This window comes from Pseudomonas sp. BIGb0176 (assembly GCF_024810175.1).
GTDB lineage: Bacteria > Pseudomonadota > Gammaproteobacteria > Pseudomonadales > Pseudomonadaceae > Aquipseudomonas > Aquipseudomonas protegens.
In genome coordinates this window covers 923,684-936,231 of sequence record NZ_JANUEC010000003.1, presented here as the reverse complement: position 1 = coordinate 936,231, position 12,548 = coordinate 923,684, and the positions used below count along the sequence as shown (strand labels likewise).

Annotated in this window: 11 protein-coding genes and 1 pseudogene; 4 read left to right on the top strand and 8 right to left on the bottom strand. The window is 62.6% G+C overall.

Going from position 1 to position 12,548, the window contains the following annotated elements:
* Nucleotides 1–27 precede the first annotated feature (27 nt).
* Nucleotides 28–696: a thiopurine S-methyltransferase gene (locus tag M2395_RS22510; protein ID WP_011062523.1), complete on the bottom strand. Its 669-nt coding sequence runs from the start codon at nt 694–696 to the stop codon at nt 28–30.
* Nucleotides 697–798: 102 nt separating this feature from the next.
* On the opposite strand from M2395_RS22510, the gene M2395_RS22505 reads away from it, so the two are divergent.
* A complete protein-coding gene (locus M2395_RS22505) occupies nt 799–1,566 on the top strand; it encodes a class III extradiol ring-cleavage dioxygenase (RefSeq protein WP_053159698.1) in 768 nt (255 codons plus the stop codon).
* Nucleotides 1,567–1,657: 91 nt separating this feature from the next.
* Here M2395_RS22505 and M2395_RS22500 read toward each other — a convergent pair.
* Nucleotides 1,658–3,365, bottom strand: a pseudogene (locus M2395_RS22500) (DEAD/DEAH box helicase).
* Between the two features lie 386 nt (nt 3,366–3,751).
* On the opposite strand from M2395_RS22500, the gene M2395_RS22495 reads away from it, so the two are divergent.
* Nucleotides 3,752–4,543, top strand: a complete 792-nt coding sequence (locus M2395_RS22495) for a crotonase/enoyl-CoA hydratase family protein (RefSeq protein ID WP_053153080.1) — start codon at nt 3,752–3,754, stop codon at nt 4,541–4,543.
* 49 nt (nt 4,544–4,592) lie between these two features.
* Here the strand turns inward: M2395_RS22495 and M2395_RS22490 are convergent, their stop codons facing one another.
* Nucleotides 4,593–5,348: a spermidine synthase gene (locus tag M2395_RS22490; RefSeq protein WP_011062527.1), complete on the bottom strand. Its 756-nt coding sequence runs from the start codon at nt 5,346–5,348 to the stop codon at nt 4,593–4,595.
* A gap of 162 nt (nt 5,349–5,510) precedes the next feature.
* Between M2395_RS22490 and M2395_RS22485 the strand changes: the two genes are divergently transcribed.
* Nucleotides 5,511–6,857: a class II 3-deoxy-7-phosphoheptulonate synthase gene (locus tag M2395_RS22485; protein ID WP_011062528.1), complete on the top strand. Its 1,347-nt coding sequence runs from the start codon at nt 5,511–5,513 to the stop codon at nt 6,855–6,857.
* 67 nt (nt 6,858–6,924) lie between these two features.
* Here the strand turns inward: M2395_RS22485 and M2395_RS22480 are convergent, their stop codons facing one another.
* From M2395_RS22480 to M2395_RS22460, 5 genes are all read right to left on the bottom strand, one after another.
* Nucleotides 6,925–8,139 (bottom strand): winged helix-turn-helix domain-containing protein, encoded by a 1,215-nt coding sequence (locus M2395_RS22480; RefSeq protein WP_015636534.1) that lies wholly within the window; start codon nt 8,137–8,139, stop codon nt 6,925–6,927.
* A gap of 64 nt (nt 8,140–8,203) precedes the next feature.
* Nucleotides 8,204–8,425, bottom strand: a complete 222-nt coding sequence (locus tag M2395_RS22475) for a DUF1127 domain-containing protein (protein ID WP_015636535.1) — start codon at nt 8,423–8,425, stop codon at nt 8,204–8,206.
* Nucleotides 8,426–8,555: 130 nt separating this feature from the next.
* Nucleotides 8,556–9,458 carry a hypothetical protein gene (locus tag M2395_RS22470; RefSeq protein WP_053153090.1) on the bottom strand — a complete coding sequence of 301 codons (903 nt, stop codon included), beginning with the start codon at nt 9,456–9,458 and terminating at the stop codon, nt 8,556–8,558.
* Nucleotides 9,455–10,930: a hypothetical protein gene (locus M2395_RS22465; protein ID WP_152686348.1), complete on the bottom strand. Its 1,476-nt coding sequence runs from the start codon at nt 10,928–10,930 to the stop codon at nt 9,455–9,457. The genes M2395_RS22470 and M2395_RS22465 overlap by 4 nt, the downstream gene beginning before the upstream one ends.
* A gap of 429 nt (nt 10,931–11,359) precedes the next feature.
* The gene (locus M2395_RS22460) at nt 11,360–11,527 is read right to left on the bottom strand and encodes a hypothetical protein (protein WP_015636538.1); all 168 of its coding nucleotides are present in this window, start codon (nt 11,525–11,527) and stop codon (nt 11,360–11,362) included.
* 415 nt (nt 11,528–11,942) lie between these two features.
* Between M2395_RS22460 and M2395_RS22455 the strand changes: the two genes are divergently transcribed.
* A complete protein-coding gene (locus tag M2395_RS22455) occupies nt 11,943–12,512 on the top strand; it encodes a peroxiredoxin (RefSeq protein WP_053153096.1) in 570 nt (189 codons plus the stop codon).
* Nucleotides 12,513–12,548: the final 36 nt, after the last annotated feature.

Here is a 12,548-nt window from a genome sequence, read left to right as displayed (position 1 = left end):
TCGCCCTTTTGCTTGGCCGCCAAAAACCTATCTCGCGGCACCCTGCTTGCTCAGGCGATAGACCCTCTCCACCAGCCGGGTCACGCCACCCTGGAGAAACTTCCAACTCTCGCCAAGAATGTCGCGCTCCGTTTCTACCTGCAGTTGCCAGACGCCCCCCAGACGTTGCCGGACCTCATCGTCGAGCACCGCAAATGGCGGGCCGTCCAACTGCTCCTGGGCGTAATCCATGGTGATCAGCAGCCCCTTGCTGCCATTCGGCAACAGGCCATTGAGGTGAGCGGCATAGCGCTGTCGCATGGGCGAGGGCAAGGCAATCATGGCTGCACGGTCATACAGGGCCGTGCAATCAGCGGTGTCCTCGGCGGTCAGGGCAAAGAAATCACCGCACCAGAGCTCAATGGGCCCGTGGGCGTAGACCTTGAACACCCCGTGCTGGCTGATCTGCGGCTGCAACTGGTGCTCACGAAAGAAATCCTCCACCGCCTTTTCCGCCAGTTCGATGCCCAGCACCTCGAACCCTTGGTCGGCAAGCCAGATCAGGTCCAGGCTCTTGCCGCACAAGGGCACCAGCACGCGGCTTTGCGCCGCCAGGCCCAAGGCCGGCCAGTACTGCTGCAGGTAAGGGTTGACCTCTGCCAGGTGAAAGCCGATCTGATCGCGCTCCCAGCGCTTTTGCCAAAAGTCCGCTTGCATGAGAAGTCCTTAAAATTCGATCAAAAAGCGCTAAAACTTATATTAGATTTAGATCATTGATCTGATTGAAGATGGCGCATCTTAACCTTCAGGAGCCTCTTCATGCTTCCCAGCCTGTTCATCTCCCACGGCTCTCCCATGCTGGCGCTGGAACCCGGCGCCAGCGGCCCGGCCCTGGCTCGCCTGGCAGCCGAGCTGCCACGGCCCAGGGCGATCCTGGTGGTCTCGGCCCACTGGGAAAGCTCCGATCTGCGGGTCAGTTGCAACCCGCACCCGGAAACCTGGCACGACTTTGGCGGCTTCCCCGCCGCGCTGTTTGCCGTGCAATACCCGGCCCCGGGCGATCCGGAACTGGCAGCCCAGGTAGTGGAGCTGCTCCAAGCCGAAGGTCTGCCCGCCCAACTGGACAGCCAGCGCCCCTTCGACCACGGCACCTGGGTACCGCTGTCGCTGATGTACCCGCAGGCGGACATCCCGGTGGTCCAGCTGTCGCTGCCCAGCCGCCTGGGCCCGGCCCTGCAGACCCGTATCGGCCATGCCCTCGCGGGCCTGCGGGAACAGGGCGTGTTGCTGATCGGCTCCGGCAGCATCACCCACAACCTGCGGGACCTGGACTGGCACGCTGGCCCGGAAAGCGTCGAACCCTGGGCCAAGGCCTTTCGCGACTGGATGATCGACAAGCTGGCGGCCGATGACCAGGCGGCCCTGCATGACTACCGCCAGCAGGCACCGAATGCCGTGCGCAGCCACCCCAGTGATGAACACCTGCTGCCGCTGTATTTCGCCCGGGGCGCTGGTGGCGAATTCAGCGTGGCCCACCAGGGCTTCACCCTGGGCGCCCTGGGCATGGACATCTACCGATTTGGCTGATGGCCGCCAGCGCCAAGGCAAATGACAGGCAAAAAAAATCCCCGAACCAGTCGGGGATTTTTTATGCCTGATCAATCAGCCCAGGGGCCGATCAATCTTCGCGATAGCGACGCAGCTTCAGTTGCTTGCCGGCAACGCGAGTGTCCTTGAGCTTGGTCAGCAGGCGGTCCAGACCGTCCTCCGGCAGCTCGACCAGGCTGAAGCTGTCACGCACCTGGATGCGGCCGATAGCTTCACGGGCCAGGCCGCCTTCATTGAGGATCGCGCCCAGAAGGTTCTTGGCAGCGATGCCGTCACGGGCACCCAGCGCGGTACGGCAGCGTGCACGACCTTCGCCCAGAGGCATTGGCGCGCGACGCTCACGGTCACCACGATCAGGACGGTCACCGGAACGCTCAGGACGATCGCCACGTGGGGCGCTGTTGGGCACCAGTGGACGCTCTTTCTCGATCGCGGCCAGGTTCAGCGCTTGACCGTTGGTAGCCTTGCGCAGCAGGGCTGCGGCCAGGGCACGCGGGCTGCAACCGATGTCGGCGGTCAGGCGATCGAGCAGATCACCGTGGGTCGCTTCAGCATCAGCCACCAGCGGCGACAGGCTGTTGGTCAGCTTCTTGATGCGGGCATCGAGAACGGCTTGGGCGTCCGGCAGGCGAACTTCGGCAACCTTCTGACCGGTTACACGCTCGATCACTTGCAGCATGCGGCGCTCACGTGGAGTCACCAGCAGCAGCGCGCGGCCTTCGCGACCGGCACGGCCGGTACGGCCGATACGGTGCACGTAGGATTCCGGGTCGTACGGCATGTCCACGTTGAATACGTGGGTGATGCGCGGTACGTCCAGACCACGGGCGGCTACGTCGGTCGCCACAACGATGTCCAGGCGGCCATCCTTGAGGGAGTCGATCACGCGCTCACGCTGGTTCTGGGCGATGTCGCCGTTCAGCGCAGCAGCTTTGTAGCCTTTGGCTTCCAGGGCACTGGCCAGGTCCAGGGTCGCTTGCTTGGTGCGCACGAACATGATCAGGGCGTCGAAATCTTCAACTTCCAGCAGGCTCAGAACGGCAGAGGTCTTCTGGTCGGCGTGAACCAGCAGGTGAGCCTGCTCGATCGCGGTGACGGTCTGGGTCTTGCTCTGGATCTTGACGTGTTTCGGGTCCTTCAGGTGACGCTCGGCGATGGCCCGGATCGACTGCGGCAGGGTGGCCGAGAACAGTACGGTCTGGCGGGTCTCCGGCATGGCCTTGAAGATCACTTCCAGGTCATCCATGAAGCCCAGCTTGAGCATCTCGTCGGCTTCGTCGAGAACCAGGTGGTTCACGGTGGCCAGGACTTTTTCGTCGCGACGCAGGTGGTCGCACAGACGGCCCGGAGTGGCGACAACGATCTGTGCGCCATTACGGATTGCTTTCAGTTGTGGGCCCATCGGCGCACCGCCGTAGACGGCCACAACAGTCACGCCCGGCATTTGCTTGGCGTAGGTTTCGAAAGCGGTTGCTACTTGCAGCGCCAACTCACGGGTTGGGGCCAGGATCAGAGCTTGCGGCTCGCGCTTGGACGGATCAATGCGGTGCAGGATAGGCAGGGCAAAGGCAGCGGTCTTACCGGTACCGGTTTGCGCCTGACCAATCATATCGTGACCGGCAAGGATGATCGGGATCGACTGCTGCTGAATAGCCGAAGGCTCTTCATAGCCGGTAGCGACTACTGCAGCGACAATATTGGGATGAAGTTCAAGAGCGGCGAAGCCGCCGATTTCCTGGGTCATGGGTCTGCCTCTAAGTGCATCCGCAAAGACCCATGCTCCAAAGCTGCGCATGCCGTGTAAGACTCAAGAGTCACCCTGGCAGCTTTGTCGGCGGGGATTTGCGAAAACGATTGGATGAATGGATCGTCAAGGATAGTCCGCGCAGCGGACAAGCAGCCGAAGCTGACTTCGGGGAATTGCATTACCTAAACGTGGCCCGGCTAAAGGCCGGCGCGCACTATACCGGAATTACTCAAAAAAGGGAGTTTTTTTTATCGGAAAAATCCGCTGAACACCCGATTGTCATGGGCTTTGCGCAGACTTCGGCGGCGCGCTATTTTGCTCAGGCCCGGCGCTGTTGGTCATCGCGCTTAAACGGTTCACCTTTGTGCACGAAACCGCCCGCGCCAACCTCCCCTCTTTCTTCCCAGGACAGCGCTCATGAATCAGCCCAGTGCCAGCCGTGTCAGCCGTGAACTACGTGGTCACCTGTTCCTTATCGGCCTGGACCGGGTGGCCAAGCGCAATGCCTTCGACCTCGAGCTGCTCAACCAGTTGAGCCTGGCCTACGGCGAGTTCGAAGCCAGCAGCGAGGCGCGAGTGGCGGTGGTGTTCGGCCACGGCGAGCACTTCACCGCAGGCCTGGACCTGGCCAATGTCGGCGCCGCCCTGGCCCAGGGCTGGCAAGCACCAGCCGGTGGCTGCGACCCCTGGGGCGTGTTCAGCGGCCCACGGGTGAACAAGCCGGTGATCGTCGCCGTACAAGGCTACTGCCTGACCATCGGCATCGAGCTGATGCTGGCCTCCGACATCAATCTCTGCGCCAGCAATACCCGCTTCGCGCAAATGGAGGTGCAACGCGGAATCTTCCCTTTCGGCGGCGCGACCCTGCGCCTGCATCAACTGGCCGGCTGGGGCAATGCCATGCGCTGGTTGCTGACCGGGGACGAATTCGATGCCCATGAAGCCCTGCGCCTGGGCCTGGTGCAGGAGGTCATGGCCAGCGAAGACCTGCTGCCCCGGGCCATCGAACTGGCCGAACGGATTGCCCGCCAGGCACCGCTTGGGGTGCAGGCGACCCTGATGTCGGCACGCCAGGCCAGGCTCGAAGGGGAAACGGCGGCCGCCCAGGGGCTGGCGCCGCTGGTGCACAAACTGATGAACAGTGAGGACGCCAAAGAGGGCGTGCGGGCGATGATCGAAAAACGGCCCGGGGTGTTCAAGGGCTGCTGAACAGGGGCCGGCAGATCGGCTTCGCCGGCCAGCCCGCGCCAGCAAGGGCTTATGTGGCCGGGCGGATCGCCTTGATCAAGGGTTGCAGGGAGTAGCCCAAGCGTGGGGCCAGGGCTTGGGCCCGGGCATTCAGGCCTGGCAGGTCCAGCTCCTGGTCGAGGTCGGACGGCACGATCAGAATCACGTTGCCCTCCTTCACCGGCAACTCCCAGTAATGGCGGTGATAGAGCCCGCGCAACAGGGCGGCGCCCAAGGGCTTGCCATCATCGGTGGCCCACTGGTTGATCACCAGCCAGCCGCCGGGGTTGAGGCGCTTCTGGCAGTTCTCCAGAAACCCCCAGGCCAGATGCCCGACGCCGGGGCCGACGTCGGTGTACAGGTCGACGAAGATCAGGTCGGCGGATTCAGCACTGTCCAGCAGCTCCAGGGCATCGCCGACTCTTATATATAGACGCGGATCGTCGTCCAGCCCCAGGTACTCGATAGCCAGGCGCGGCACGTCCGGTCGCAGTTCGATGGCTTCCACATCTTCCAGGGGCAGGAACTTCAGGCAGGCCTGGGTCAGGGTGCCGGCGCCCAGCCCGAGAAACAACGCGCTCTCCGGCGCCTCATGGCACAGGGCACCGATCAGCATGGCCCGGGTGTAGTCGTACTCCAGCCAACTGGGGTCCGCCGTGAACACACAGCTTTGCTCGATGGCATCGCCAAATTCGAGAAAACGATAGTCCGCCACTTCCAGGACCCGGATCATGCCGAATTCGTCATGCACTTCGGCGAGCAGGCGCTCGACGCGCTCCTCAGTCATTTCATCTCCTAGCCGCGCGGGCACAGAACCTTGCCGGCGCGATAAACCAACCGCTCGGCAGCGAGCGGGAAAGGCGCGATTGTCGGCCAAGCGAGAGGAGCAGGTCACGCACTAATTTGCTGCTAACATGCCCCTCCCACCGTTAAAGCACTCGAGTCCGCGATGAGCCAACCCTGGAGCCCCGACAGCTGGCGCGCCCTGCCGATCCAGCAACAACCCCACTACCCCGATGCCGCGCACCTGCTGCAGGTCGAGCAAAGCCTGGCCAGTTATCCACCGCTGGTGTTTGCCGGTGAAGCCCGGGAGTTGCGTCGCCAGTTTGCCGAAGTCACCCAGGGCCGGGCGTTCCTGTTGCAGGGTGGCGATTGTGCCGAGAGCTTCGCCGAATTCTCCGCGGCGAAGATTCGCGACACCTTCAAGGTGCTGCTGCAGATGGCCATCGTCATGACCTTTGCCGCCGGCTGCCCGGTGGTCAAGGTCGGGCGCATGGCCGGCCAGTTCGCCAAGCCGCGCTCGGCCAACGACGAAACCATCAATGGCGTGACCTTGCCGGCCTATCGCGGCGACATCGTCAACGGCATCGGTTTCGATGAAAAAAGCCGGGTGCCGGACCCCGACCGCCTGCTGCAGTCCTACCACCAGGCCACCGCCACCCTCAACCTGCTGCGAGCCTTCGCCCAGGGCGGTTTCGCCGACCTGCACCAGGTGCACAAGTGGAACCTGGACTTCATCGCCAACTCGGCCCTGGCCGAGAAGTACAGCCAACTGGCAGACCGCATCGACGAAACCCTGGCCTTCATGCGTGCCTGCGGCCTGGACAGCGCGCCGCAACTGCGCGAAACCAGCTTCTTCACCGCCCACGAAGCGTTGCTGCTCAACTATGAAGAAGCCTTCGTGCGCCGCGACAGCCTGACCAACGACTACTACGACTGCTCGGCGCACATGCTGTGGATCGGCGATCGCACCCGGCAACTGGACGGCGCCCACGTGGAGTTCCTGCGCGGGGTGAACAACCCGATCGGGGTCAAGGTCGGCCCGAGCATGAACACCGACGAACTGATCCGCCTGATCGATATCCTCAACCCGGAAAACGATCCCGGCCGCCTCAACCTGATCGTGCGCATGGGCGCCAACAAGGTCGGCGATCACCTGCCACAGCTGATTCGCGCGGTGGAAAGCGAAGGCAAGCAGGTGCTGTGGAGCTCGGACCCGATGCACGGCAACACCATCAAGGCCAGCAGCGGCTACAAGACCCGGGATTTCGCGCAGATCCTCACCGAGGTCAAGCAGTTCTTCCAGGTCCACCAGGCCGAAGGCAGCTATGCCGGTGGCATCCATATCGAGATGACCGGGCAGAACGTCACCGAATGCATCGGCGGTGCCCGGCCGATTACCGAGGATGGTTTGTCGGATCGCTATCACACCCATTGCGATCCGCGGATGAATGCCGACCAGTCTCTGGAACTGGCCTTCCTGATTGCCGAGACCTTGAAGCAGGTCAAGCGCTAAGAGCGCTTTCGCCGGCTAGCCCGCTCCTGCAAGGGCTGTGTAGGAGCGGGCTGGCCCGCGAAGCTCTTCACCCCAGCACCTCACGCAGGCGTCGCGCGCCATCACGCTGGCAATTGAGCTGAATCTGTTCCAACCCCAGCCAGTCGGCCATCTTTCGCAATTGCAGGGCCAATGCCCGGACACCCTCGTCGTCCAGACCGAATGGCTCCTCATGCACCGCGTGCACCGCCAGACGCCCCTGGGCCCGCTCCGCCCGCAGGTCGACCCGGGCGGCAATCCGCTCGTTGTGCAGGAACGGCAGCACGTAATAGCCATAGACCCGCTTGTGCTCAGGCGTGTAGATCTCCAGGCGGTAGCGGAAATCGAACAGCCGCTCGGTACGGCTACGCTCCCAGATCAGGGAATCGAAAGGTGACAACAGCGCGCTGGCTTCGACCTTGCGCGGCACCCGCGCCTCGGGCAGGCAATAGGCACTTTGCTTCCAGCCCTGGACCTCACAGCCCAGCAGTTCGCCGGACTCGCACAACTCGGCAAGCCGCGCGCGACTATCGCCGGGATCGAGGCGAAAGTAGTCCCGCAGGTCCTTTTCCGTGGCTACCCCCAGTGCCCCGGCCGCCTGCAGCAGCAACCGGCGCTGGGCCTGGGCTTCCTCCAACGGCATCTGCTGGAGGATCGCCGCCGGGATCACTCGTTCCGGCAAGTCATACAGACGCTCGAAACCGCGGCGGCCGGACACTGTCACCTCACCGGCAGCGAACAGCCATTCCAGGGCATGCTTTTCTTCGCTCCAGTCCCACCAGGGGCCGGCCCGCTCTTCGCGGGTGGAGAGGCTGCCGGCCCCCAGCGCGCCCTGCTGCTCCACGGCCGCCAGCACCCGGCGCAGAGTGGCCTGGCGTTCCTGGCCGAAACGCGCCAGTTGCGAGTAGATACCCTGCCCCTGGCGTGCGCGCTGCATGCGCCAGCGCATCAAGGGGTACATGGACATCGGCAGCAGCGAGGCCTCATGCCCCCAGTACTCGAACAAGGTGCGCTGGCGCCCCTGGCTCCAGGCGGCCTGATCGAGCAGCTGCTGTGGATAACTGCCAAGACGGGAAAACAGCGGCAAGTAATGGGCGCGCACCAGGGCGTTGACCGAATCGATCTGCAACAGGCCCAGGCGCTCGATCTGCTGATTGAGTCGGGAGGCCTTGATCGATGCCGGCGGCTGGCGCCCGCCGAAGCCTTGGGCAGCCAGCGCCAGCCGGCGGGCCTGCTTGAGCGAGAAAGAAGGTAGTGCGGGCATGAGCGTCTCCTGGTCTGCCCGCACGCTAGCGCACCCTGGACCGGCTTGTGTAGTGGCCACCGGGTTATTTGTGCATCGGGTCGTCCCAGAACGGGCGGACCGCTTCATGCTCCACATCCGCCCGGCTCAGCCCCAGGTCATGCAGGGCCGAATCGCTCAGGCCGGCAAGCATCCGGCGCTCCTGCGCCAACTCGTGCCAGCGGACCACCTGGTGCCATAGTGCACGTAACGACAACGCCTGAATTGGCAGTTTGTGAACCAGCAGATAACCCTTTTGCGCTTTCATGATCCTGTCCTCCAGTGGGGATGAGCACAGTCTCTTCCCCGAACAAGGATCAATCCAACGAATGTTTCTTATGCAATACATCTCAGGGTTTGATGCTTTGGTTCCCCGCCGGTGTTTCCAGGGACCGCTTTCAGATCCGGTAATCCCCCGGCCAGCCGCCCAGTGGGTCGCGACCGAAACCATCGAGGCTGGCCGCCGCCGACTCTTCACAGGCCAGCAGGCTGTAGCCGCCAAGATCATCGGGCAACGGCAGAGCCGAAGGGGGAGTCAGGACAATGGACGGGTGCAGTTGCCCGAGCAACTCTTGCACCGTGCTGCTGACCGCGGGCCGGGCGCCGTTGATGGCCAGCACCGCCGCCTGCGGGGTCAGGGCTTCGGCAAGGACGGTGTAGCCATGGTTGCTGCAACTGACCGGCAACCGGTGTTCCTGGCGCTGTTCCTCGATGACGCGGGCCGGCTGCTCCTCCACCGACAGGACCACCCCGCAACAGCCGGTTGCAGCAATGATCCGCGCGTCCGGGTAGTGGTTTCGCAGGCTGGTGTAGGTGGACTGCTTGCCGGTGAGCACGATCAGGCCATCGCGCCCATGAAACTGCCGCACCAGCTCTGCCGAGGATTCCTCACTGACCCGCAGCCAATCCTTTACGCCAAGCACGGCCGCCAACTCGCCAATCACTGCACTGGCCTCCTGATAACGGTCGTGACGCACCGACACCGTGGTGGGTATGCCCATCAAGGCAAAGGGCGCGGCGCGGCGGATTGCATGCAGACAAAAGCCGTAATAGGGCAGCAGGCACAGGACTTCCTGGCCATAGCCCTGGCCCGCCCCCTGGTCATCCAGGCTCTCCCTGGCGCGAATCAGCCCCCAGCGAAACAGCGACAGGAGCTCGCCATGCAACACATCGCGCCACTTTTCCAGAGCCATCCTGGGTTCCGGCAAGCGCCTGGCCAGGGCCTCGAAGTCATCACGCTCGAATAACAATTCCTGCAACTGCGCCAGGGGCTCCAGGTTCTGGAAATAGGGCTGGTTCATGTTGCGCTCCAGGCCTGGCGCTGCAGCACCGCGTCCTTGCCGGTGCAATAGTGCTGGCGGATGCCATCCAGAAAGCTCCAGGCCAGTGACGGCAGCATGGCCGCACGCGCCACCGAGTCACGGCCCACGTCGCCCCGCGCCAGCAGGTACTCGATGTTGAGCGACGGCCGCTGATCGTGGCCCAGCTCGTCATCCAGTTCGTCATGGGCTGCCATGGCCCCCAGCAACGCTGCACAGCGCGGGTTGTTGGCGGACACCTGCGAGTAGAAACGCAGGTGACGATCATCGCCACGGCATTCGCTCAGGCTTTTTTGCAGATAGGTCGAACCGATCAGGTAGCCCTTCCAGTCATGCCGTGCCAGGTCGCTGAGATAACCGACAAAGGCAGTGGTGGTCGGCAAGGGTCGCATCGCTTCCGGGCGCCGGACTCCCAGTTCGCGCAGCCTGGGCTTGAGGATGTCGCAGTGGGTCAGCTCATCCTGCAGGTGCTGCAACAGGTTTTCGCGGATCCGCGCATCCGCACAGGCGGCAATGGCCGGGCTGACATGTCGGGTCGCCGAGGCCAGGTAATGATAGTTCTCCAGCATGTAGCCGATGATCAGCTCATCCGCGCAGCCCTCGGTCATCTGTTGCCACAGGCCGTGGCCGTCCACCGATACCAGCCAGTCGGTGGTCATCTGTTCGATGGCCGCCACACTCTCGGCGCTGGAGCTCTGGCCATTGAGCAACTGCTCATGCACCTGGCTGATCAGTGCGCCAAAAGGCGCCGGGCTCATGACCAGTTGCGTCATTCGCGGCCCCAGGGCATAGCAGGATGCAACGACGGTATCGGCAGGGTTGTCATCGCCGGAACGCTCACCGTTGACCAGGCTCATCACACTGGACGGCCAGACCGGTAGGCCCTGGAAAATTTCCACGTCCAGGGGCGAATCAGCGGCGTGCAACAGTTGGTCCAGCCCCTCCTCGGCCACCAGTTGGGCCGCGGTGACAATGGAGCTGGCACATCCCTGCTCCAGCGCAGTCAGCCAGCGGTAGATCATTTCGCTGAGGCTGCAGACTGCATTGAGCACCGTGGCCACCACCGGCGCGGGGTAGCAGTCCTGGGTGCGCACGGCCTTCTTCCAGTTATCCGAATGCCCATACTGGATGTCGGTGGAAAAATGCCCCAGCACCTTGTCTGTCGCCTTGCGGCTCAACAGGTTGTGGCCCACCAGCAACTCATGCCAACCCAGCACCGCCTCCTGCTCCACCGAGGAGTGCTCCATGAAACCGGAGCAGGCCGCCGACACCAGCTCGCCCATGGCCGCGATCTGCCGGGACAGGTGAATCCACTCCAGGGTTGCGGGCAAAGGCCGGGCCAGCCTGACCATGTCGCCGGAACAGCCGATCAGCTCCAGGGCCTCATTGAAGAACTGCGCATGATCCCACTCCTCCAGCGCATGCCTGGACAGCATCAGGGAGATCGGCGACAACCCTATACCCGGGCTGACCGAGGGGCACATCCTCGAGGCCGCGGCAGCCAGGTAGTGCCGGGTTTCCAGGATATAAGCGTAGAGCGCAGCTTGATCACCCTCTCTTATCTTTCGCCAGATGGGGTGACCATAAACAAACTCTTCTGCAGCGGTATATTGCTCGTTCAGCAGAAAAATAACTTCTTCCGCATTGAACTGGGCGCCCAGCGCCGACAAGTTGAGACTCTGGGCAATGCGTTCGACAATAAAAGCATTATCACTAAGTGTAGAGATAGGCGCTTCCAGACTTCCCAGCAGCAGTACCGAGTGACTGCCGATAGTGCTGCGCGCTAAAAATGGAGGGCTACGCAACGGTTCAGATATATCGATATGAGTAGTTCGAGTAGTGAGGTCCATTTCTGATCCTGCCCTCCAAAGCGTTAGCGTCATTTACTCGACGATGGCTGCCCTAAGTTGCTTCGCCGCCTTCTCCGTACGTTCCACCAGGCCCACCAGCGCCTTGAGGTCTTCCGGCGCCAGCTTGCCGGCTTTGAGCTTGGTCTTGAGCTGTGTCAGCTCGGCAGTGGTTGGCTCAGTGTGTTCCGCTTTCACGTTCATGAAAGGACCCTCCAAAGTTGGTCGCAATCCCAGTACAGACCATCTGTACATGGCAAGCGCAACACTAGTAGCGGATGTTTCTTTAGGCAAACCCAAACAACGACAAAGTTGACCATTAATCGGCCCAGGGCATATTCATTGATTTTTATCGCGCAGCGAAATTAGCAAACGACAACTTATAGCCAACACTCCAGACCTTTTTTGAAAACTTATAGCCAGCACCGATAAGGCTTATCGCCAATAACACAGCACAACTAAAGCCAAAGACAAAACCAATAAAAGCCACGAGCATTAATTGCTGGATCGAACATCATTTATCCGCAGTACTACTTGAACTGAAGGAGCACTATCGACACTCTGTTATCCAGCTATCCCTATTGCGATTGCCCAGCGCTACTGATCAGGAGGAAGCGTCATGAGAGACATGCTGAGCGTGGACTGGTCGCGTATCCCGGCCCCCCAGGACGATGGCGCAGCCCGTCACTTGCAGGGCCTGCACTTGCCCGGGCTGCAGTTGCCCTCCACCTCGGGCGAAGGGGTCGACCTGTCGACGCTGCCCGGCATAACGGTGCTCTATGTCTACCCGCGCATGGGACGACCGGATTTGCCGCTGCTGGAGGGCTGGGACATGACCCCCGGCGCCCGCGGCTGTACCCCGCAGTCCTGCGGCTTTCGCGACCTGGCCGAGGAACTCGCGGCCGCCGGGGCGGCGAACCTGTTCGGCCTCTCGAGCCAGGACAGCGACTATCAACGTGAAGCCGTCGAGCGGCTGCACCTGCCCTTTGCCCTGCTCTCCGATGCACAGGGGCAATTGACCGAAGCCCTGGGGCTGCCGATGTTCGAATTGAACGCCACCCGCTTCCTGAAACGCCTGACTCTGATTCTCAAGGCCGGGCAGATCGAAAAGGTGTTCTACCCGGTGTTTCCACCGGACCAGAACGCCCGGCAGGTGCTGGCCTGGCTGCAAGCGCAACGCCAGGGATGACGCCGTGGCCTTTCGAGGAATAAGATCAGGCCCAGG